Source organism: Catenulispora pinisilvae (assembly GCF_015356865.1).
Lineage (GTDB): Bacteria > Actinomycetota > Actinomycetes > Streptomycetales > Catenulisporaceae > Catenulispora > Catenulispora pinisilvae.
The window spans coordinates 25,198-46,008 of the sequence record NZ_JAAFZA010000066.1 but is presented as its reverse complement, the minus strand read 5'-3'; the positions used below and the strand labels follow the sequence as shown (position 1 = coordinate 46,008).

Below are 20,811 nucleotides of genomic sequence, written 5' to 3'. Positions count from 1 at the left end.
GTCCAGGAGGTCGGCGGGCGTGGGGTCGGGCGTCACCAGTTCATTCTACGAGCGTTGACCGAACCCGCGATGCCGCCTAGGCTCGTTCATTGAACAAGCGTTGAATGAACGAGCCCCGAGGAGTGCCTCATGTCCTTCGCCACGCCCGCCGACCTCCTGGACCGCCGCCGCCAAGTCATCCTGGACGGCGACGCCGACGGCTTCGCCGACCTGTTCGCCCCCGACGCCGTGATCGAGATGCCGTTCGAGGGGACGCCGGAAGCGCCGCTGCGCCTGGCCGGGCGAGAGGCCATCGGCGAATACGCGCGCCGCATGATGGCCTCACCGCTGCGCATCGAGGACTTCGACGTGACCGCGGTCCACCAGACTCAGGACCCTGAGGTGATCGTGGTGGAGGTGGACACCAAGGGCTCCATCACCACCACCGGCAAGCCGTTCAGCGTGACGTCGGTGCAGATCCTGCGGATCCGCGACGGCCGCATCGCGCTGTTCCGCGCCTACGGCGACCCCCGCCTCGGGGCGCAGCTGCGCGGCTAGCGTCTGCGCGGAACCCATCCGCAAGGCGCCTGGCAACTCGGCCGCTAAGCGTCCCGGAACTCGTGGTAGCGCTCCCGCAGCCACGGCACCGGCTCGGCCTCCGCCTTCTCCGACTGGCAGACGTCCCACGCCGGCGGCGCCGCCATCCCGCTCAAAGCCCACGCCGCCTGCTTCGCCGCGCCGTCGGCGACGTGGTCCCCGGCGCGCGGCACCAGCACCGGGCGGCCGAGGACCGCCGGCGCGATCGTGCGCACCGCCTCGGAGCGGGCCGCGCCGCCGACCAGCAGGATCCGCTCCACCGGCACGCCGACGGCCCGCAGCGCGTCCAGGCCGTCGGCCAGTCCGCACAGCATGCCCTCGATGTAGGCGCGCGCCAGGTGGGCCGGGGTGGAGTTGGTCAGGCGCAGGCCGTGCAGGGTGCCGGTGGCGTCGGGGCGGTTCGGGGTGCGTTCGCCCTCCAGATACGGGATCAGGGTCAGGCCGTCGGCGCCGGCCGGGGCGGACAGCGCCAGCCGGGACAGCTCGCCGAGGCTGACGCCGAGCAGCGCCGCGGCCGCGTCCAGCACGCGTGCGGCGTTGAGCGTGCAGACCAGCGGCAGGTGGCCCCCGGTGGCGTCGGCGAAGCCGGCCACCGCGCCGGTCGGGTCGGCGGTGGGGGCGTCGTAGCAGGCGAACACCGTGCCGGAGGTGCCTATCGACACCACCACGTCGCCCGGGCCCGCGCCCAGGCCGAGCGCGGCGGCGGCGTTGTCGCCGGATCCGGCGGCGACCAGCAGCGGGTTCAGCTCGGCCGCGCCGAGCCGGATGCGCGGGGAGTCGGCCGGGGCGAATCCGGCCGAGGGCTCCAGGATCCGGGCCGTTTCGGCCGGGCCGAGCACCTTGGGCAGCAGCGGCTGCCGGCCCAGGGCCAGTTCGACCAGATCGGGCCGGTAGGCGTCGGCGGCGGGGGAGTAGTAGCCGGTGCCGGAGGCGTCGCTGCGGTCGGTGGTCAGTGTCCTGATATCGCGGTCGCCGCCGAGTTTCCAGGTCAGCCAGTCGTGCGGCAGGCAGACCGCGGCGGTGGCCCGGGCGCGCGCCGGTTCGTTCCCGGCCAGCCAGCGCAGTTTGGCGACGGTCAGGGCCGCGACCGGTACGGTGCCGACCGCGTCCGCCCAGGCCGCGGGTCCGCCGAGTTCGGCGACGAGGTCGGCGGCGGCCCGGGCCGAGCGGGTGTCGTTCCACAGCAGCGCCGGGCGCACCACCGAGCCCTGCTCGTCCAGGCACACCATGCCGTGCTGCTGCCCGGCGATCGAGACCGCGGCCACGTCCTCCAGTCCGCCGGCCGCGGCGACGGCCTGGCCCAGCGCCTCCCACCAGGCCGAGGGGTGCACCTCGGTGCCGTCCGGATGCGGTGCGGCGCCGGCCCGCAGCCGCTCCCCGGTGGCGGCGTCGCGGATCACGACCTGGCACCACCGGGTCGCCGAGTCGATGCCCGCGACCAGGGCGTTACCGATCATTTCCTGGCGCTCCCGGCAGGCTGCGGCGAATCATCGGACAAGTGAACCTAGCGCATCGGCTTCGGCCGGGTGCGGCACTGTCGGTCCGGCGCCGCACGAGGTGTCAGGGCTCGATGATCTCCGGCTAGCCTGATCCACACGGGGGACGCCCGCCACGTATTTCCTCAGGGGAGGGTCGAAGATGACCGACGAGTCGATCGGCGACGGCGGTGCGTGGCTTCCGCAGTGGACGCCGCCGCCGATCGAGCGCGGCCAGGCCCGTCCCGCGCGGATCTACGACTACCTGCTCGGCGGCAAGGACAACTTCGAGGTCGACCGCGAGGCCGCCGAGGTGGCCCTGGACCTGATGCCGGAGCTGCGCGCCATGGCCCGCGTCAACCGCGCCTTCCTCGGCCGCGCCGTGCGGCACCTGGCCGAGGCCGGCATCACCCAGTTCCTGGACATCGGCTCCGGCATCCCCGGCCCCGGCAACACCGGCGAGGTCGCCCGCCGGGTCCACCCCGAGGCCCGCGTCGTCTACGTCGACTACGACCCGATCGTCTGCGCGCACTCCCGGGCCCTGCTGGTCGGCGCCGACCCGGACCGGACCGCGATCCTGCAGGCCGACGTCCGCGAACCGAAGACCATCTTGGACAGCGGCGCCGTCCACGCGGTCCTGGACTTCGACCAGCCGATCGCGGTGCTGATGGTCGCCGTCCTGGACTTCGTCTCCGACGTCGAGGACGCGCACGGCATCGCCATCCAGTTCCTCGACGCCCTGGCACCCGGGAGCGGACTGGCCCTCTCGCACGCCTCCGAGGGCCGCGAGCCCGGCAAGTTCGGCGCCGCCCGCAAGGGCTGGAACAACGCCACCTCGCAGCTGGTGCTGCGGGACCGGCAGGAGGTCGGGCGGTTCTTCACCGGCACCGAGCTGCTGGCGCCCGGCGTCGTGATCATCCCGGCCTGGCGGCCGGACCACGAGCTCACCGACGCCGAACGGGACCTGGACTACGGGTACGCCGGGGTCGGCATCAAGCGGTAGCACAGCCGCCACGAAAGGCGAACACTTCTTCGCGAACGGGGGTTCGCAAAGAGGCGTTCGCCTTTTATCGTGCCGGACATGGCACTTGAACCTCCCGACCCGCTGGCGCCGCACCCGGAACGCGACGTCGTCCTGGACACCGCCGCGCTGCGCGTCCTGGCCCACCCGATGCGCCTGAGCTTCCTGCACCACCTGCGCGACCACGGCCCGGCCACCGGCCGCCGGCTGGCCGCACACTTCGCCCTCGACTCCGGCGCCGTCAGCTACCACCTGCGCAAACTCGCCGCGGGCGGCCTGATCGAGGAGGACGTGGAACGCGGAACGCGCCGCGACCGCTGGTGGCGCGTCAAAGCCCAGGGGCTGTATCACGACCCTGCCACGGTCGAGGACGGCGAAGGCGAGCAGGAAGACAGCCGCGCCTATCTGCACTCGACGCTTCTCGCATACGGTGACGCTCTCCGGCGCTACACAGCCGACGCCCCGCACCTGTCCAGGGACTGGCTGAACGTCACCATGACCAGCGAACGCTCCCTGCGCCTCACCCCGGCGCAGCTCACCGACCTCAAGCGGGACCTCGTCGCGGTGATCGACCGCTACCGCGACCTGCCGGCAGAACCCGACGCGCGGCCGGTGTCCCTGCACATCCACGCGTTGCCGCCACCAGAGCTGCCATCAGAACCGCGACCAGAGCCGCGACCAAGACAATGAACGCAAGACAGTGAACGGCAGTGTGCTGCGCTGGCTCGTGGCCTACACCTGCTCGGTCACCGCGGACTCCATCTACTTCATCACCCTGTCCTGGGCCGCCTCACGCGCCCTCGGCCCGGCCGCCGCAGGACTGATCCTGGCCGCCGGGGCGGTGCCGAGGGCACTGCTGATGCTCGGCGGCGGCGTGGTCGCCGACCGCTTCGGGCCGTGGCGCGTCCTGATCGGCAGCGACCTGGTGCGCTGCGTCCTGGTCTTGGGCGCGGCGCTCGCGGTCGCCGACCGGGTCCAGGAAGGGACGCTGGCGGCGCTGGCCGTGGGCTTCGGCACCGTCGACGCGTTGTTCATGCCCGCGGTCGGAGCCCTCCCGCCGATGCTCGTCGACGCAGGCCTTGATACCGGCCTCGACACCGGCCTGCTGGCACGGGTGCAGGGGATGCGGGTGCTGGCCGTGCGCGCCGCCAACCTGGCCGGGCCGGTGCTGGCCGGAGTCGTGCTCGGCGTCGGCGGCGCGTCCGCGTCGTTCCTGGCCGCCAGCCTGCTTTTCGGCGCGTCGCTGGTGCTTCTCCCGACCCTGCGGATACCTCGCACCTCCGCCGTATCCGAGCCCGGACAAAGCCTGTGGCAGCAGTTCAGCGAAGGACTGCGATACGTGCGGCGCCACGCCGAACTGCGCCGCCTGGTCATCGTCATCGGCCTGAGCGAGCTGTGCTTCAGCGGACCGATCGCCGTCGCCGTCGTCATCTTGGTTACCCAACGGCACTGGAGCGGCGCCACCGCCGGCTGGATCCTCGGCGCGTTCAGCGTCGGCGGTGCGGCCGCCGCCGCGATCCTGGCGGCGCGCGCCGATCGCCGCTACCCGGCGCGCCCGATGATCGCCGGATCGCTGATGCTGACCGCGGGGTTGCTCGTGGCCTGGGGCACGCTCGGCCGGCCCGGCGCCATCGCGGTCGCCGCCGCCCTCGGCGCCACCACCGGCGTGACGATGGTCGTCGCCAACGCCCGGTTGCAGACGGTGGCCGCCCCGCACTTCCTCGGCCGGGTCACGTCGGTGACGACGCTGTGCACACTGGGACTGAGCCCCCTGCTGTTCCCGCTGGCCGGCATCGTGGCCGCGCGGTGGGGCAGCGGAGCGTTCTTCGCGCTGTGCGCCGTGGTGTGCGCGGCGGCCGCCGCGGTCGGTTCCCGCTCTACGCCTTCTGGGCGACCTGCTCGCGCCGCCACCGCGGGCCGCGGGGGCGACGATGAGGCCGCGGTATCAGCACCCGATGACCATCGGATAATCTGACGCACCACAGGCACCCGCCACCCCACCGCCACCGATCTGGGAGGGCCACACCGCATGACCGAGGCAACCGCATGACCGAGGAACTGGGCCCGGGCACCGGAGCGCTGCTGCCGGACTGGCTGCCCCCGGAGATCGACCAGACCAAGGCCCATCCCGCCCGGATCTATGACTACATGCTCGGCGGTAAGAACCACTTCGAGGTGGACCGCCAGGCCGCCGAGGTGGCCATGCGCGGGAACCCCGCCGCCCGCGCCATGGTGCTGGAGAACCGGGCCTTCCTCGGCCGCGCCGTCCGGCACCTCGCCGAGGCCGGGATCACCCAGTACCTGGACATCGGCACCGGCCTGCCCGGTGCGGGCAACACCGGCGAGGTGGCGCGCGCCGTCCAGCCCGAAGCCCGGGTCGCCTACGTCGACTACGACCCGATCGTCGCCGTCCACTCCCGCGCCCTGCTGGCCGGCGATGAGAGCCGCACCGCCGTGGTGCTCGCCGACGTCCGCGAACCGAAGGCGATCCTGGAGCACCCGCAGGTCCGGGAACTGCTGGACTTCGAGCAGCCGGTGGCGGTCCTGATGGTCGCGCTGCTGCACTTCGTCGCCGAGGACGAGGACGCCGGCGGCATCGCCGCCGCCTTCCGCGACGCCCTGGCCCCCGGCAGCGCCCTGGTCATCTCGCACGGTACCGACGGCGGTCAGCCCGAGGTCTCCGCGGCCGCCCGCAAGGGCTGGGACAACGCGAAGTCGCGGATCACCGTGCGCGAGCACGAGGAGATCGCCGCGCTGTTCGGCGACTTCGAACTCGTCGAGCCCGGCCTGGTGCAGCTGCCGCTGTGGCGCCCGGACGGGCCGGTGCGCGAGGACTGGGAGACGATCTGGCTCGACGGCGGGGTCGGGTTCAAGCGCTGACGCTCAAGCACTGAGATTCAAGCGCTGACGCTCAAGCGCTGAGATTCAAGCGCTGAGGCGCTAGCCTGCTCCGGCGCAGCGGGGCGCCGGGGCGAGCCTGGCCGGTGTCACGATCGGCCGGGCCGTCTCGTCCCGGGCAACGTGAACATCTTCCTGTGGATCCTGCAGGCGGCGCTGGCCGCCCTGTTCGCCCTGTCCGGCCTCGGCAAGGCCTTCCAGCCCAAGGACAAGGTGATCGTCAAAGCCCCGGCGCTGGCGGACTACTCGCCGCCGATGATCCGCTTCATCGGCGGCGCGGAACTGGCCGGCGCGCTCGGACTGATCCTGCCGGCCGCCCTGGGCGTCGCCACCCCGCTGACCCCGACCGCCGCGCTCGGGCTCGGGGTCATGATGCTGCTCGGCGCGCGGGTGCACCTGCGGCGCGGCGAGACGCCGGGCGTGGCGGTCACGCTCGTGTTGTTCCTGCTGGCCGCAGTGCTGTGCTGGGGACGTTTCGGGCCGTACAGCTGGTGATCGCGCGAAAAGGCGCGGCGGTTCTTGGATAGTGGTTCCTGCCCGGTGTCGAGAACGCCGGGCCGGCTCCGTCCCAGGGGCACGAGCGGCCATACCGGGGCCGCGTGAGCACCGAGGAGAGCCGTCATGGGCAAGATCCGCCGCATGGACCACGTGAGCATCAACGTCGAGGACATGGCCGCCGCGAAGGAGTTCTTCTCCGCACTCGGGATGGAGCCGGTCGGCGAGGCGAAGGTCGGCGGGGAGATGGTGGGCCGGATCATCGGGCTGGCCGAGCCCGTGTCCGACGTGGTCTTCGTCCGCACCCCCGACGGCCACAGCCAGATCGAGCTGGTCAAGCACCTGGCCTGCCCGGACGAACTGGGCCCGCACGCCCCGGCGTCGAACCGGCTCGGCCTGATCCATATCTGCTTCGAGGTCGAGGGGCTTCAGGACCTGCTCGCCGACCTGCGTGCCAAGGGCTACGACACGGTCGGGACGGTCGAGAGCTTCCAGGGCTACCTCATGTGCTTCCTGCGCGGCCCCGAAGGGATCATCGTCGAGCTCGACGAGAACATCGGCGCGGCACAGAGCGCCTGAGGACTCGCCTGACCCGCTCGACCCCTTCCAACGCCTACTGAGCGCAGTCATCGCCTGCTAAGCACAGTCATAAGGAGAAGCATCATGAAGTACCTGATCCTCAAGCACTACCAGGGCGGCCCGACCCCGGCCGTGGACTACCCGCCGATGGACCAGTGGACCCCCGAAGAAGTCGACGCGCACATGGAGTTCATGCACGACTTCGGCTCCCGGCTGGAGGAGACCGGGGAGTTCGTCGACGTGCAGGGCCTGTCCCCGGCCGGCGCGTTCATCCGCTACGGCGGCCAGGGCCGGCCCCCGATCACCGACGGCCCGTTCGCCGAGACCAAGGACGTGATCGCCGGCTGGTACATCATCGACGTCGACTCCTGGGACCGCGCCGTCGAGCTCGCCGGCGAGCTGTCCGCGGTGCCCGGCCCCGGCGGCGAGCCGCTGTACGAATGGCTGGAAGTCCGGCCGTTCATGGGTGCCGAGGCCCCCAAGACCGCCGAGTGAACGACGACGCACAGCTGCGGGACCTGGTCCCGGCGGTGATCGGCGTCCTGGTCCGGCGCGGTGCGGACTTCTCCTCGGCCGAGGACGCCGTCCAGGAGGCGCTGATCCGCGCGCTCCAGGTCTGGCCCGAGGACCCGCCGCGGGACCCGAAAGGCTGGCTGGTCACCGCCGCCTGGCACAAGTTCGTCGACGCCGCCCGCTCCGAGACCGCCCGCCAGCGGCGCGAGCTGATCGTCGACGCCGAACCAGCCGGCGGAGCCGTCCCCGCCGCCGATGACACCCTGCGCCTGTACTTCCTGTGCGCGCACCCGACCCTGCCCTCGGCCGCCGCCGTCGCGCTGACCCTGCGCGCCGTCGGCGGACTCACCACCCGGCAGATCGCCCAGGCCTGCCTGGTCCCGGAGGCGACGATGGCGCAGCGCATCGTGCGCGCCAAACGCCGCATCGAAGGACTGCCGCTGGACCAGCCCGGCGACCTGACCACCGTCCTGCGGGTGCTGTACCTGGTCTTCAACGAGGGCTACGGCGGCGACATAGACCTGGCCGCCGAGGCGATCCGCCTGGTCCGCCAACTCACCGCCCTCACCGACGACGACCCCGAAGTCGCCGGCCTGCTCGCCCTGATGCTGCTGCACCACGCCCGCCGCGACTCCCGCACCGGCCCCGGCGGCCGGCTCATCGCGCTGGCCGAACAGGACCGCGCCCGCTGGGACAGCGCCCTGATCGCCGAAGGCGTGGCGATCCTGCAAACCGCCCTGGCCCGCGACCGGCTGGGGGAGTACCAGGCGCAGGCGGCGATCGCCGCACTGCACGCGGACGCATCCCAGGCCGCTGAGACCGACTGGGTGCAGATCGTGGAGTGGTACGACGAACTCCTGGCCCTCACCGACAGCCCGGTAGTGCGTCTCAACCGCGCGGTCGCCGTAGGCCAGGCCGACGGGGCCCACGCGGGCCTCAAGGCGCTCGCCGAGGTCGCGCCCGACGTGCCACGGCACGCGGCCGTGGCCGCCTACCTCCACGAACGCGCCGGCGACCTCGCTCAGGCCGCTGACCTGTACGCGCAGGCCTCGCACGCGGCCACCAACGTGCCGGAGCGGGACTACCTCGCGCGGCAGGCGGCGCGGGTACGGCAAGGGGTGCAGCCCTAGGGCGACGGGTCGCTCGCATCTGATCGAGCTCGCATCTGATTGAGCCTGCGTCTGATCGAGCTCGCGGCGAGATGCTTCGATTCCAGGCACTTGCTTGACATCTGACAGCGCGCCTTCAACAATCCAGGCATGTCCCTGGAATCAGAGCCCGCACAACCTCCGCACCGCGGCCGGCTCCTCAACGACCCGGTCGTCATCCGGGCCCTGGCCCACCCGCTGCGCCTGGACCTGCTCGCCGCGCTGGGCCGGCGCGGGCAGGCCACGACGGCCGAGGTCGCCCGAGAACTCGGCCTCGTCCACGGCGTGGCCTCGCACCATCTGCGGCTGCTGGCCAAGTACGGCTTCATCGAACAGATTCCGGGCAAGGACAAGCGCGAGCGCCCCTGGCGGCCGGTCGAAGACGGCTATCAGTGGCCTGACGCCCAGCCCACGCCGGAGGCGACCGCCGCGACCGAGGTGCTGGAGCAGGTCATCGCCGAGCGCGTGATCGAGGGGTTCACCCGCTGGCGGCAGAGCCGGCACACCTGGCCGAGCCAATGGCTGGACGGCTCGGGCGTCGCGACCGCGACCGTCTACCTGACCGCCGCCGAACTGTCGGCCATCACCGCCGAGTTCGAGGCGATGGTCCGCCGGCACACCGACGCCCGGCCCATCGGGGACGCCGCGTCCCGGCCCGACGGCTCGGTGCCGGTGGACCTCGCCTACTTCGCGGTGCCCACCCCGGCCCCGGCGCGTGGGCCTTTGCCCGAGCCACAGTCAGAGCCCGAGCCCGAGCCCGAGCCAGAACCGGAACCAGAGGCCTGAGGTGCGGACCACATGGCGCGTCCTGGCCGCACACCGCGATCTGCGCCTGGCCCTGTCCGCCGGGCTCATATCGATGTCCGGCGACTGGATCCTGCTGATCGGGCTGCTGTATCAGGTCTATGCGATGACCGGCTCGACCGTCGCCTCCGGGTTCACGATGCTGTCGGCCGGAGTGCCCCAGGTGCTCCTGGGCCCGGTCGCCGGGACGCTGGCCGACCGCTGGGACCGCAAGAAGACCATGGTCTGCGCCGACCTGCTCCTGGCCGCCGGGCTGGTGCCGTTGCTGGCCGTGCACGGTCGCGGCGACGTGTGGATCGTCTATCTCGTCCTGGTGTGGGAGGGCGCCGTCCAGCAGTTCTTCTCCCCGGCGCAGCGCGCGATGGTCCCCAGGCTCGTGCCCGACGACCGGTTGCCGACCGCCAACGCGATCAGCGGACAGGTCGGGGACGTGGCGCGGCTGGCCGGGTCGGCCCTGGGCGGAGTGCTCGCGGCGCTCGGCGGCCTGGCCGCCGTCACCATCGCCGACGCGGCCAGCTTCATCGTCTCCGCGGCACTGCTGGCCGGCCTCCGGACCAGCGGCCGCGTGGCCCGCGAAGCGGTGTCGCGCACGCGGCTGGCGAGCGTGGCCACGGATCTGCGGGCCGGGCTGGCGCTGGTCGGGAAGAGCCGGACCCTGCGGGCACTGATGCTCTTCGGCCTGGTGACCAGCCTGGGCGAGGGGGTCTTCGTCACCTTGGTCACACCGTTCGTCGAACACACCCTGCACGGCACCAGCCGACAGTTCGGCCTGTTCGCCGCGGCCCAGGCAGTCGGCGGTATCGCCGGCGGCGTATTCGCCGCCGCCATCAGCCATCGAATACCCGCCTCGCGGCTCCTCGGCTACGGTGCCGCGGCCTTCGGCGCGGTGGATCTGGCGATCTTCCTGTATCCCGTCTTCTACGTGGCGCTGTGGCCCGCCATCGTCGGCATGATCGTGGTCGGCCTGCCCTCGGCCCTGGCCGCCGCGGGCATGATGACGCTGCTCCAGCGTGGCGTCCAAGACGCGTTCCGCGGACGCGTGTTCGGCGCGCTGGGCGCCGTCCAAGGCCTCGCCGTGCTGATCGGCACCGTGGCCGCGGGCTACCTCAGCAGCCGGGTCGGCACCATCGCGGTCCTGGCCGCGCAGGGTGCCGTCTGGCTCCTGGCCGGACTCGCGGTGGTGGTCCGGGTCCGCCTCGCGGACCGGCGCCGGCTCCCTTGCCCGACCCTTGTGGCCCGCGAAGGGTCCTGACTCCCTTGACAGCCCTGTGGTCTAGTCCAATTATGACCCCTGCGGCTCCGGAGCCACCCGCCATCCGACGTCACTGGAGCACACCATGAGCTCGTTCCCCATCAGGCGACGAATACCCGAGCACGCCCCGAACCGCCGGCCGGGACGCCGGATCCGGGCGCTGCTCGGCGCCCTGGCCCTGGCCGTCACCGCGCTCGGCGCGGCCGGGGTCGCCGGCGCGCAGCCGGCCCGCGCCGACGGCACCTCCGGGCTGCCGACCTGTCCGTTCTGGACCAACGTCACGCCGCCCACGCGCACCGACACGCCCTGGGTGCCGCCGTTGCAGACCGCGCAGCCCGTCGACTTCGCCGCCGGCCGGCTGCCCGCGCCCGGCGGCGTCACCGGGACCCTGACCGGCAGCCAGGTCAACATCACGTTCAACCGCGTGCCCGGCGCGCAGGCCTACCGGGTGTGGCGCAACGGGCAGTCCGTGGCCTGGGTCACCGACTGGGGCCAGCCCGCCCTCACCGCGGTCGACACCGCGCCGTGTCAGAACGCTTACTACTCCTTCGAGGCGATGAGCGACCAGAGCGGTTCGGACGCCTCGCTGGGCCAGATGTCGGCCCCCTACGTGCTGAACACCGACGGCGCGGTGGTGCCGTGGCAGACCCCGGTCGGCAGCAGCATCACCATGATGGTCACCTCCTACAACGACGGCGGCAGCACCGCCTCCGGCTACAACGCCCAACTCGGCGTGTGCGCGGTCGACCCGCGAGTGATCCCGTGGGGCACCTACTTCACCGTCCCGGGCTACGGCACCTGCTACGCCGCCGACATCGGCACCTGGATCCAGAACGACACCGTCGACGTCTGGCTCCCCGGCACCCAGGCGAACGGCTGGGGCGTGCAGCACCGCTCGGTCACCATCATCGCCAACCCGTTCAGCGGATCGACGGCAGCAGCGCCGGCGCGGTAGAAGGAGGAACCTGATGCGCATATCGTCCCGACGACGGCCGCTGCCGGTCGCCGCCCTCGCCGCCGGCGCCCTGGTGGCCGCGGGTCTGGCACTGGCCGCGCCGACCGCCTCGGCCGCCCCCGGCGCCACGTCGGCCGCCAGCAGAACCGCCGCAGCCCACAGCACGGCCGCAGCCCACAGCACCGCTGTGGCCAGCAAAGCCGCCACCACCGCGCTCCCCACCGCGGTCTACTCCAAGATCTCCGACTGGGGCAGCGGCTTCCAAGGCCAGTACGTCCTCACCAACCCGATGACCGTCCCGCTGAACACCTGGTCGCTCCAGTTCAGCCTCCCCGCCACCGAGAGCGTCACCAGCATGTGGGGCGGCACCCAGACCGTCAGCGGCACCACCCACACCGTCGCCGCGCAGTCCTTCGACACCACGATCGCGGCCGGGGCCTCGGTCACCATCGGCTTCGACGCCAGCTACTCCGGCACCTACGCCGACCCCTCCGCCTGCCAGCTCAACTCAGACCCCTGCGACGGTAGCGCGGACCATCAGCCCCCGACCGCGCCGTCCGCACTGACGGCCCTGAGCACCACCGCCAGCGCCGCGTCCCTGTCCTGGACCGGCTCCACCGACAACGTCACCGTCGCCGGCTACAACGTGTATTCGGGCTCGACGATCGTCGCCACCTCCCCGGGCACCGCGGCGACCGTCACCGGCCTGTCGCCCTCCACGTCGTACTCGTTCACCGTCCGCGCCTACGACGAGGCCGGGAACCTGTCGGCACCCAGCGCGGCGGTCAGCGCCACCACGCTGGCGGACACCGGCGGCGGGCACCTGCCCGGCGTCGCGGCGCCGTTCGTCGACATCGGCGCCTGGCCCACCCCGAACCTGACCCAGATCGCCGAGACCACGGGCCTGCGCCAGTTCTCCCTCGGCTTCATCGTCAACGGCACCGCCACGTGCAGCCCCAGCTGGTTCAACGCCTACGCCATGTCGGCTGGCTTCGAACAGTCCGACATCGCCAGCCTGCGCGCCATCGGCGGCGACGTGAAGCCGTCCTTCGGCGGCGAGGCCGGCACCGAACTCGCGCAGTCCTGCACCGACGTGCCGTCCCTGACCGCCGCCTACCAGTCGGCGATCACCGCCTACAACCTCACCCAGATCGACTTCGACATCGAGGGCTCCGCCGTCGCCGACCCGGCCTCCATCGACCGCCGTTCCCAGGCCATCGCCGCCCTCCAGCACAGCGCCGCCGCGGCCGGCAAACCGCTGACCGTCACCTTGACCCTGCCGATCCTGCCCTCCGGCCTCACCTCCGACGGCCTGTACGTGGTGCAGTCGGCGGTCAAGTACGGCGCCAAGATCGCCATGGTGAACGGCATGGCCATGGACTTCGGCGACATCGAGGCCCCCAACCCCAGCGGCCAGATGGGCAAATACGCCATCGACACCGCGCAGTCCCTCTACAGCCAGCTGACGCCGCTGTACCCGGCGCTCACCTCGGCGCAGGTCTGGAACATGATCGGCGTCACCCCGATGATCGGCCAGAACGACGACTCCTCGGAGGTGTTCTACCAGAGCGACATGCAGCAACTGCTCGCCTTCGCCCAGCAGCAGCACCTCGGCGAGCTGGCGTTCTGGGACGTCACCCGGGACGGCAACGCCTGCACCGGTTCACTGTCGAAGTGCACTGACATCACGCAGACGCCGTATGAGTTCTCGAAGATGATCGCGCCTTATCAGGGTTGATCGATCTCCCGCCCGGCCCCAGATCAGTGACCTGATCTGGGGCCGCTTTCGCTGTGCTCACTGCGCGGCACCGCACCCTCCCGCACGAGCGAGATCAGCCGGGGCACATCCCCGGGCCGGGCCGCCCCGGCGACGGCGTTGACGACGGTCAGCAGGTCGGCCATCGACACGTCGGCGCGCGCGGCACCGGCGGCGACCGCTTTCTCCAATAGCGCGTGGCCGGTTTCCTCTAAAACCTCAACGGACTTCGCCCGGTACTCCGGACTCGCCGCGCCGTCCCGGATCAACCGCGAGAGCGCGTCCTCGGCGGCGCAGTGGATCGCGACCCACTCCAGCCACGTCCACAGGCCCTGCGAGGCCGGCGCCGAGGCCTGGATCTCGCGGCCGTCCGCGCACAGCTGATCCACGACGCCGATGAAGACGGCGTCCAGGAGCGCCTGACGACTGGTGAAGTGCCGGTGCAGGGTCGCCGAGCCCACCTTGGCCGCACGCGCGATCTCCTCCAGCGAGGCATCCGCGCCGTCCCTGCGGAACAGCGCCGCGGCAGCGGCGATGATCGCCGCCCGATTACGGGCGGCGTCGGCGCGCAGGGGAATCAGAGGTTCGTGTGTCATGGTTCTGTCGCATGTGTCGGGCGTCTGTGTCCTAGGATAACTGGGGGGCCACCCCACTTAGCAACCACACCGGCGGGTGCCGACAAACGAGGGAGTGCTCGATGACTCTGGCGTACGTGACACGGGCGGGGCAGGAACAGCAGATCGCCTGGATCGCCGGCAGCGTTCACCGCATCGTGCTCGACAAGGACGCCACCGACGGCCGCCTCACAGCCTTCCGCTCAACCATGCGCGCCGGTGTCGCCTCCCCGGTCCACGTGCACGAGCGCGAGGACGAGACCGTCTTCCTCCTGTCCGGCACCGGCGTCTTCTGGTCCGGTGATCAGCGGTGGGAACTGTCCTCGGGCGACACCGCCTTCCTGCCCCGCGGTCTGCCGCACAGCTACGTCTTCACCTCCGACGAGGCCGAACTGCTCACCATCTGCAACCCCTCGGGCATGGAGGCCTTCTTCCGCGCGGCCGGCTGGGATCTGTCGCAGCCGAAGCCGGAGGACTGGGCCGTCGACATCAAGAGCCTGGCGAAGATCGGCGAGGGCCTGGGCCAGACCGTCCTCGGTCCGCCGCTGGCCCCCGAGGCCCAGATGCCCGCGGAGTACCTGGTCCCGGCGAGCCGTCCGGAGCGCGGCACCTCGCTGTACTAGCGACATTCGGGCTCGTCGCCGAGCTTGTTCGGATCTACCGGCATCGGCCCGGGCGACCAGGCCGATGCCGGTGGATCAGCGCTCGTGAACCGGTCTACTGAGAACTGTTCGCGGCCCAATCCGCGGCCTGCCGCGCCGCCAGCGCCGTCAGATCACCGAGCGCCACGTTGTAATCCACGACATGCGTCCCCAAATCAGAGGTCTGCGTCGAGGTCGGCAGCAGCCCGCCGAGATCGGTGAGCTGGAGCCACGACGCGCCGTCCTGATTCCGGCACTGCCCGAGCAGCTCGCCGCGGAAGTGCGCGAAGCCCGCCGGCACGTCCGGCAGCGTGTACCCGGCGCCGACCAGCCCCAGGTTCCCACTGGGGTTCAGCGCGCCGCCCTCGACGAGCTGCCGTGACGGCAGGTACGTCGCCAGCGGCTGCTGGCTGTCCGGCGCGGCCCCGGTGAGCAGCGCGTGCGGGTTCGTGCACGCGATCTGGTACCCGGCGGCAGTCGGCCGCCCGAACACCGCTGTGGCGCCCGGCGCCTGCCCGGCCGGTTCGTCATAGCTCGAATACGCGACCACGCACCCGAACCGCGTGTCGTTCGAGCACAGCGGGATGTGCTGGAAGGTGGCCCCGGCATCGGTCCCGCCGCCGTCCGGCTGCCCGGTCGGCACCTGTACGTTCCCGCCGAGCAGATACGCCCCGACCAGCTGCCGCTGCATCGCCGCGTTCCCGTCGATCTGCTGCTGGATCAGGGTGATGAGATCCGCGCTGCCCTGGGAGTGCCCGATCAGGATCACGCCGCGCCGCTGCCCGGTGGCCGGGTCGACGTTGTCGTGCGTCCAGTAGTCCTGCCAGGCCTGCGCCACGTCCATCTCGCCGGTGGCCAGGTCGGCGGGCGACTTCAGCACCAGCCCCAGCGCCACCTCGGTCAGCGACGCCTGCCGGTATACGGGCACGAACATCCGGCAGGTGCCGGCGAACCGCTCGGCCTGCGCCAGCGTCACCGCCATCTCCGGATCGGTCGGCGTCGGGGGCAGCGAACCGACCTGGAGCAGCGGGTTCGGCAGCGTGTCGATGGTCGGGTAGACGTAGAAGCAGTCCACCGGCGGCGCGGACGGGATCTGGAACGGCTCGTCGACCGCGCCGACGTCCTCGGTCTTCCCGCTCGGATAGTGCACGGTCGGCCCGCACGGGTCGCTCGCCAGCGCCGGATCGCACAGCCACACCGGCGCGGCCAGCGGCGACGCGACCGACGGGGCCGGTGTTGCCGAGTCGGCATTCGCGCGCGCCGCCGCCGGCGCACCGGCGACAACTCCGGCAATCAGCATCCCGGCAGCCAACACCGAATAGGACCTGTTCCGCTTCTTCCACTTCATAACTGAGCTCCTTGTCCGGGCCATGGTCACGTGAGCGGAACCATGCGCCGACCGGGTGGCAGGCTGATAGGGGGTTGGTCTTCCCGCAGACTGAGGTCCACCGGGACCGGGGAGTCCACGAGCACTGACAGATCATCGACCCGCACCTCGATGAGCCCATGCGGCGTCGGCACGGCGCCGCGCGCCCACTCCAGGTCGCCGAGCCGAGGGGCGATGCGGACGCGCGCGTACCCGGGTTCGGCCGGGGTGATCCCGAGGACGTACACCAGCAGATCCCGGCTGGGCGTCGCGGACCAGCCGTGGCACGCGCTGCCGCCCTCCCACGTCTCGCGCAGCGCGGTGGGCCCGGCGTCCAGCAGCTTGCCCCAGTCCCGGCACAGGTCCGGCAGCCGGTCGGCGGCCCCGAGCAGGGCCAGCGCGTCGTGCACGACGTACCGGAAGAACGGCTGCGCGCCGACGACCAGCTGCGCGGTGTCCCAGTCCGGGATCGGCGCGGCGAACATCGCGGCGGCGGCCGGGGCGCCGTCGGCGTCGCTGCCGTGCGCGGCCACCGGCGAGCGGGTGAACATCGGGGAGCGGTTGAGCAGGAAGGTGCGCAGCCGCACGTGCCGCTCGGTCGGCACGATCTCCGCGCAGACCGCCGCGGCCGTGGTGTGCTCGCTGACCGAGGGCTGCACCACGCCGTCGATCATCTGGTCCCGGTAGGCCCAGCGCTCCTCGTCCCAGAACACCTCGAAACCCTGCGCGAGCGTGGTGTGCAGGGTCCAGGCCCAGCGGGCCCGGCCGCTGTCGCCGAGCCAGTCGGCCATCTCGGCGAAGTCGGCCAGGGCCCGGGCGAACAGCGCGTTGAGCGCGGTGCTGGTGGCGCTGACCGGGACCGGCGACCAGTCGACCAGCACCCAGCCGGCGACGTCGTGCAGCAGGCCGTCCTGCCCGAGGAAGGACGTGAACCAGCGCAGCACGTTCTCGGCGGTCGGCAGCAGAGCACCGACCAGATCGGCGTCGCCGGTGTAGCGGTAGAGGTTGTGGACCGAGCGCATCCAGTGCAGCGACCAGTCCGGGATGCTGACGATGCCGGGGTCGGCGGCGTCGCCGGCCGCGACCATCGGCAGCAGACCGTCCGGCCGGGGCCGCGCGGCCAGCACCGGGTGCCAGCGCGCCAGGCTCCAGTCCGGATTCGCGACCAGGTCCACGGACTGGTGCACCACCGAATCGCCGGTCCAGGCGCGCTGCTCGCGGGTGGGGCAGTCGATGTAGGCGTCGTGCGCGGTGAGGTCGACGGTGCGCAGGCCGGTGGCATGGATGCGATTGAGCAGCGGATCGCTGCACGCGAAATACGGGCCGGTGGGACGCGGGCGCAGCCGCTCGACCACGGCCAGGTCGTCCAGCGTGGCGGCGCCGCCGACCAGCAGCAGGTAGCGGCCGCCGGAGGGATCGTGGGCCTGGAAGGCGTCGGCGTGGCCGCGCGCGGTGTAGTGGAAGGTCTGGGCGCTGGCGAGGGCGGCCGGCTTGGGGGTCTCGACCAGCGCGCCGACCAGCGTGGTGCCGGGCTCGGCGGTGAGGGCGAAGCGGACGGTGCCGCTGACGACCTTGCCGAAGTCGACGACCAGGAGGTGGTCGCCGGCGGGGATGGTCAGGCCCGGACGCCAGGCGCCGGGGTCGGTGCGGTTCTCGCCGGTCTCGCGCAGGGCGGTGCTCAGGCGGGTCGCGGCTGATTCCGAAATGCCGGGCTCAGTACCGGGCTCAGTACCGGGCTCGGAAAGCGATGTCACCGCCGCCGTCACCGCCGTCACCGACACCGTCTCCGGATCCTGCGGCACCGCCGTCAACTGCGGAATCGGCCGGGCGAGCACCGCACCGTACGGATCCACCGGCGGCCGGGTGCGCCCGATCCCACCCACGTGGATCGAGGCGACCACCCGCGCCGCGTCCCAATCCGCGTCGTCGAACTCCGGCGAAGCCCACTCCGGATCCAGCTCCCGCGCGTCGAAGACCTCGGGGATCTGCGGCGAGATCGTCGTCAGCGGCCGCGAAGGCGTCCACGCCGTCGCTTCCCGGCACCGCCAGCTGTCGTCGGTGGCGATCCACTCCTGGCCGACCCGCAGCTCCGCGACCAGCGACCCGCCGCCGAGCGTGAACGTCGTCGGCGTCGGCAGCCACCACGCGGTGCGGCTGCCGTAGAAGCGGGCGAACACCGCGACGGTGTTGTGCCCGGCGCGCAGCACCGGCGCCGCGTCGCCGTGGTCGTAGCGCAGCTCCCGCTGGCCGTGCCGGATGGGCCCGCGCGCGAGCTCCACACCGTTGACATACAGCACGTACCGCGAATCGGCGGTGATCCGGAACGGCGCCTCGCCAGGCACCTCATCCAGCTCGAACGACCTGCGGAACAGCACGCGCCGGTCGTAGTACTCCGGATCCAGCGCACCGTTCATCGGGTTGTCCGGCGCCGGGGCGCCGACGCCGCTCCGCCCGCTCCAGATCCACTGCCCCCGCCACGCCTGGGTCGCCGGGATACTCATCGTTCTGCCTTTCTCGAAAGGGGAGGGGCCGGTCAGCGCACGCCGCGTACCGGGCGCACCGCCAGCGCGCCGGCGACCGCGAACACCGCCGCGACCACATACAGCGCCCGGTAGTTGTGGCCGCCGCCGATGGCGAGCACGGCCGGGGCCAGCGCCGGCATCAGGATCTGTGGGACCGCGCTGGCGGTGGTGAACACGCCGAGGTCCTTGCCGGCGTCCCCGTCCTGGTCCGGCAGCACGTCGGCGGCCAGCGCCAGGTCCACGGCCAGGTGCGTGCCCAGCGCGGCGCCGGCGACGGCGAGTCCGACCTCGAAGACGGCCAGGTTCGGGGCGCTCGCCGCGATGACCGCGCCGACACCGAACAGCGCCGCCGCGACCCCGACGAAGATCTTGCGGCGTCCCTGCCGGTCGGACAGGCGCCCGCAGTACACCGACGCGCCGACCATGAACACGACCATCACCACCGTCGAGACGCCGACCAAGCCGGTGGAGGCGTCGGAGGAGTAGTGGAGCTCGTCTTGCAAGAAGTACTTCAGATACAGCTGGATCGCGGCGAACGCCCCGATCATCAGGAACCTGCTGAGCCAGGCCCACCCGAAGTCGGGGAAGCGGCGCGGCGAGACCCAGTAGCTGCGGGCGATCGTCCCGGCGGTGAGCCGCGGCAGCACGGTCCCGGCGCTCAGCCGCCGATCCGGCAGGCGCTGCGCCAGCCGCAGCGTGAGAGCGGCCGCGATCACGCCCGGCACCAGGAACATCCCGGCCGGCGAGGGCTGGAAGACCACGGCGATCCCGGTCCCGACCACCGGTGCGACCGCCGTGGCCAGCCCGACGAAACCGCCGATCCGGCCGCGCACCGCCGCCGGGAACTGGTCCGGCAGCACGGCGCTGAGCGCGGCCCCGCTGGCGTTGTATCCGCCCTGCGCGACGCACCAGCCGAGGGCCAGCAGCCAGATGCTCGGCGCCGCGGCCATCACCACGAGCCCGGCGAACCCGACGGCCACACCCCCGGCGATCCACGGCCGGCGCATCCCGTGCCGGCAGGCGCAGCGGTCGGTGAGCCGTCCGGACACCGGCGTCACCAGCAGCGCCACCACGGCCGCGACCGCGACGACCATGGCCAGCGCGCCGTCCTTGTGCGCGTGGTCCAGGTGGTCGATGCGGGTGGCCAGCGAGGAGGTCAGGACGGTGATCGTGGCCAGCGCGTTGCCGAACACCGCGGCCACGTACAGCCAGGTGAGGCGGCTGGCCGGGGCCTGGGCCGCGACCGGGGTGGAGCTTCCGTCGAGGGCGACAGCGCTCATGGCGGGCCTTCCGGAGGGCGAGGCTTATTTACTTAGTACTCAGTAAAAATTATCCTGGGGGTGTGACGCAAGGGCAACGCGCAAGAAACCTGACCGACCGCCGCCGCGATACCGGGACCGGTGGTGATAGAGATGAACGCGTGACGGACGTGCCGAACGGCGAACGCGGTGAGCAGAGGGAGCGCGACGTGCGGGGATCGGGCCCGCCGCGCAGCTCGCGCACGCCGCGCGCCGCCGCCGGCAAGACGGCCGGTGCTGGCGCTGCCGGCAAGACGGCCCGCGGCGCGCGCCGGCGTGCCGAGATCCTGGACGTCGCCGCGCACCTGTTCGCCCAGCGCGGCTACCGCGGCGTGGCCACAGCGGAGATCGCGCAGCAGATCGGCATCACCGAACCGGCGCTGTTCTACTACTTCCCGACCAAGACGGCGCTCCTCCAGGCCGTGATCGAGCAGCGCGACGCCGACAGCCGCGAGATCGTCGCCGATCTGGCGGCCCTCGGCGGCCTGGCGGCGATCGAGGGCATGCCCGGCTTCGCCCGCCGCAACCAGGCCGACCCGCACCTGGTCCGCCTGTTCGCGGTACTGGTCGCCGAGAACCTGGACCCGGACGACCCGGCACACGAGCAACTGGCCGAGCGCTACCGGCGCCTGCGCCACGCGATCGCCGACATGATCCGGCGCGCGCAGGCCGCCGGGGAGATGCGGCGCGATGTGGACCCGCACGCCAAGTCGGTGGAGATCGTGGCGTTCATCGACGGCCTGCACACCCAGTGGCTGCTGGACCCGGCGGACATCGACCTGGTCGCGATGGTCGAGGCTTATGCGCGCGAGTTGGTGCTGGAGCTGCGGGTCAGTGTCCTGTAGCGGGGCGAAGGAAGCGCTCTGAACCACCTCATGAAGTGGCCTCGCGAAAGCTC

Annotated in this window: 20 protein-coding genes; 15 read left to right on the top strand and 5 right to left on the bottom strand. The window is 72.1% G+C overall.

Annotated features, from left to right (window positions below; genetic code table 11):
- Positions 1-129 precede the first annotated feature (129 nt).
- Complete coding sequence (locus IZR01_RS19825; RefSeq protein WP_194893233.1) at positions 130-537, top strand: nuclear transport factor 2 family protein; 408 nt, start codon at positions 130-132, stop codon at positions 535-537.
- A 44-nt stretch (positions 538-581) separates the two neighbouring features.
- Here the strand turns inward: IZR01_RS19825 and xylB are convergent, their stop codons facing one another.
- On the bottom strand, positions 582-2,033 hold the full coding sequence (gene xylB, locus IZR01_RS19820) for a xylulokinase (protein WP_194924683.1): 1,452 nt from the start codon (positions 2,031-2,033) through the stop codon (positions 582-584).
- Between the two features lie 181 nt (positions 2,034-2,214).
- Between xylB and IZR01_RS19815 the strand changes: the two genes are divergently transcribed.
- The 12 genes from IZR01_RS19815 (at position 2,215) to IZR01_RS19760 (ending at position 13,454) form a co-directional block, all read left to right on the top strand.
- Positions 2,215-3,054: an SAM-dependent methyltransferase gene (locus IZR01_RS19815; RefSeq protein ID WP_194893235.1), complete on the top strand. Its 840-nt coding sequence runs from the start codon at positions 2,215-2,217 to the stop codon at positions 3,052-3,054.
- 78 nt (positions 3,055-3,132) lie between these two features.
- A complete protein-coding gene (locus IZR01_RS19810) occupies positions 3,133-3,762 on the top strand; it encodes a winged helix-turn-helix domain-containing protein (protein WP_194893236.1) in 630 nt (209 codons plus the stop codon).
- A 10-nt stretch (positions 3,763-3,772) separates the two neighbouring features.
- On the top strand, positions 3,773-5,047 hold the full coding sequence (locus tag IZR01_RS19805; protein WP_194924682.1) for an MFS transporter: 1,275 nt from the start codon (positions 3,773-3,775) through the stop codon (positions 5,045-5,047).
- Positions 5,048-5,118: 71 nt separating this feature from the next.
- Positions 5,119-5,952: an SAM-dependent methyltransferase gene (locus tag IZR01_RS19800; protein WP_194893238.1), complete on the top strand. Its 834-nt coding sequence runs from the start codon at positions 5,119-5,121 to the stop codon at positions 5,950-5,952.
- 141 nt (positions 5,953-6,093) lie between these two features.
- Positions 6,094-6,465: a DoxX family protein gene (locus tag IZR01_RS19795; RefSeq protein WP_194893239.1), complete on the top strand. Its 372-nt coding sequence runs from the start codon at positions 6,094-6,096 to the stop codon at positions 6,463-6,465.
- 126 nt (positions 6,466-6,591) lie between these two features.
- Positions 6,592-7,044 (top strand): VOC family protein, encoded by a 453-nt coding sequence (locus IZR01_RS19790; RefSeq protein ID WP_228554291.1) that lies wholly within the window; start codon positions 6,592-6,594, stop codon positions 7,042-7,044.
- 81 nt (positions 7,045-7,125) lie between these two features.
- Positions 7,126-7,539 (top strand): YciI family protein, encoded by a 414-nt coding sequence (locus IZR01_RS19785; protein ID WP_194893271.1) that lies wholly within the window; start codon positions 7,126-7,128, stop codon positions 7,537-7,539.
- Complete coding sequence (locus IZR01_RS19780) at positions 7,536-8,687, top strand: RNA polymerase sigma factor (protein WP_323746235.1); 1,152 nt, start codon at positions 7,536-7,538, stop codon at positions 8,685-8,687. Before IZR01_RS19785 ends, IZR01_RS19780 begins: the two co-directional genes overlap by 4 nt.
- Positions 8,688-8,816: 129 nt before the next feature.
- Positions 8,817-9,491, top strand: coding sequence for a helix-turn-helix domain-containing protein (locus tag IZR01_RS19775; protein ID WP_194893241.1), 675 nt, complete (start codon positions 8,817-8,819; stop codon positions 9,489-9,491).
- A 1-nt stretch (position 9,492) separates the two neighbouring features.
- Complete coding sequence (locus IZR01_RS19770) at positions 9,493-10,761, top strand: MFS transporter (RefSeq protein WP_194893242.1); 1,269 nt, start codon at positions 9,493-9,495, stop codon at positions 10,759-10,761.
- An 85-nt stretch (positions 10,762-10,846) separates the two neighbouring features.
- Positions 10,847-11,716, top strand: a complete 870-nt coding sequence (locus IZR01_RS19765; RefSeq protein ID WP_194893243.1) for a 3D domain-containing protein — start codon at positions 10,847-10,849, stop codon at positions 11,714-11,716.
- A 13-nt stretch (positions 11,717-11,729) separates the two neighbouring features.
- Entirely contained in the window at positions 11,730-13,454 is a 1,725-nt protein-coding gene (locus IZR01_RS19760) for a cellulose binding domain-containing protein (protein WP_194893244.1), read from the top strand.
- A gap of 23 nt (positions 13,455-13,477) precedes the next feature.
- On the opposite strand, the gene IZR01_RS19755 is transcribed toward IZR01_RS19760, so the two are convergent.
- The gene (locus tag IZR01_RS19755; RefSeq protein WP_194924681.1) at positions 13,478-14,068 is read right to left on the bottom strand and encodes a TetR/AcrR family transcriptional regulator; all 591 of its coding nucleotides are present in this window, start codon (positions 14,066-14,068) and stop codon (positions 13,478-13,480) included.
- Positions 14,069-14,169: 101 nt separating this feature from the next.
- On the opposite strand from IZR01_RS19755, the gene IZR01_RS19750 reads away from it, so the two are divergent.
- A complete protein-coding gene (locus IZR01_RS19750; protein ID WP_194924680.1) occupies positions 14,170-14,709 on the top strand; it encodes a cupin domain-containing protein in 540 nt (179 codons plus the stop codon).
- A 94-nt stretch (positions 14,710-14,803) separates the two neighbouring features.
- Here IZR01_RS19750 and IZR01_RS19745 read toward each other — a convergent pair whose 3' ends face one another.
- From IZR01_RS19745 to IZR01_RS19735, 3 genes are read right to left on the bottom strand one after another with little or no spacing between them, the layout of a single operon-like run.
- On the bottom strand, positions 14,804-16,075 hold the full coding sequence (locus tag IZR01_RS19745; protein WP_194893247.1) for a DUF3089 domain-containing protein: 1,272 nt from the start codon (positions 16,073-16,075) through the stop codon (positions 14,804-14,806).
- A gap of 26 nt (positions 16,076-16,101) precedes the next feature.
- The gene (locus tag IZR01_RS19740; RefSeq protein ID WP_194924679.1) at positions 16,102-18,594 is read right to left on the bottom strand and encodes an alpha-L-rhamnosidase-related protein; all 2,493 of its coding nucleotides are present in this window, start codon (positions 18,592-18,594) and stop codon (positions 16,102-16,104) included.
- 32 nt (positions 18,595-18,626) lie between these two features.
- Positions 18,627-19,895, bottom strand: coding sequence for an MFS transporter (locus tag IZR01_RS19735; RefSeq protein WP_194893249.1), 1,269 nt, complete (start codon positions 19,893-19,895; stop codon positions 18,627-18,629).
- A 140-nt stretch (positions 19,896-20,035) separates the two neighbouring features.
- On the opposite strand from IZR01_RS19735, the gene IZR01_RS19730 reads away from it, so the two are divergent.
- Positions 20,036-20,758: a TetR/AcrR family transcriptional regulator gene (locus tag IZR01_RS19730; RefSeq protein WP_194893250.1), complete on the top strand. Its 723-nt coding sequence runs from the start codon at positions 20,036-20,038 to the stop codon at positions 20,756-20,758.
- The last annotated feature ends 53 nt before the right edge of the window (positions 20,759-20,811 follow it).

What these genes read in the sequence shown, in the direction of transcription:
- IZR01_RS19735 (WP_194893249.1), bottom strand. Translation starts at nt 19,895, where the DNA reads ATGAGCGCTGTCGCCCTCGACGGAAGCTCCACCCCGGTCGCGGCCCAG.
- IZR01_RS19745 (WP_194893247.1), bottom strand. Translation starts at nt 16,075, where the DNA reads ATGAAGTGGAAGAAGCGGAACAGGTCCTATTCGGTGTTGGCTGCCGGG.
- IZR01_RS19755 (WP_194924681.1), bottom strand. Translation starts at nt 14,068, where the DNA reads ATGACACACGAACCTCTGATTCCCCTGCGCGCCGACGCCGCCCGTAAT.
- IZR01_RS19740 (WP_194924679.1), bottom strand. Translation starts at nt 18,594, where the DNA reads ATGAGTATCCCGGCGACCCAGGCGTGGCGGGGGCAGTGGATCTGGAGC.
- IZR01_RS19750 (WP_194924680.1), top strand. Translation starts at nt 14,170, where the DNA reads ATGACTCTGGCGTACGTGACACGGGCGGGGCAGGAACAGCAGATCGCC.
- IZR01_RS19760 (WP_194893244.1), top strand. Translation starts at nt 11,730, where the DNA reads ATGCGCATATCGTCCCGACGACGGCCGCTGCCGGTCGCCGCCCTCGCC.
- IZR01_RS19765 (WP_194893243.1), top strand. Translation starts at nt 10,847, where the DNA reads ATGAGCTCGTTCCCCATCAGGCGACGAATACCCGAGCACGCCCCGAAC.
- IZR01_RS19800 (WP_194893238.1), top strand. Translation starts at nt 5,119, where the DNA reads ATGACCGAGGAACTGGGCCCGGGCACCGGAGCGCTGCTGCCGGACTGG.
- IZR01_RS19790 (WP_228554291.1), top strand. Translation starts at nt 6,592, where the DNA reads ATGGGCAAGATCCGCCGCATGGACCACGTGAGCATCAACGTCGAGGAC.
- IZR01_RS19775 (WP_194893241.1), top strand. Translation starts at nt 8,817, where the DNA reads ATGTCCCTGGAATCAGAGCCCGCACAACCTCCGCACCGCGGCCGGCTC.
- IZR01_RS19810 (WP_194893236.1), top strand. Translation starts at nt 3,133, where the DNA reads ATGGCACTTGAACCTCCCGACCCGCTGGCGCCGCACCCGGAACGCGAC.
- xylB (WP_194924683.1), bottom strand. Translation starts at nt 2,033, where the DNA reads ATGATCGGTAACGCCCTGGTCGCGGGCATCGACTCGGCGACCCGGTGG.
- IZR01_RS19815 (WP_194893235.1), top strand. Translation starts at nt 2,215, where the DNA reads ATGACCGACGAGTCGATCGGCGACGGCGGTGCGTGGCTTCCGCAGTGG.
- IZR01_RS19825 (WP_194893233.1), top strand. Translation starts at nt 130, where the DNA reads ATGTCCTTCGCCACGCCCGCCGACCTCCTGGACCGCCGCCGCCAAGTC.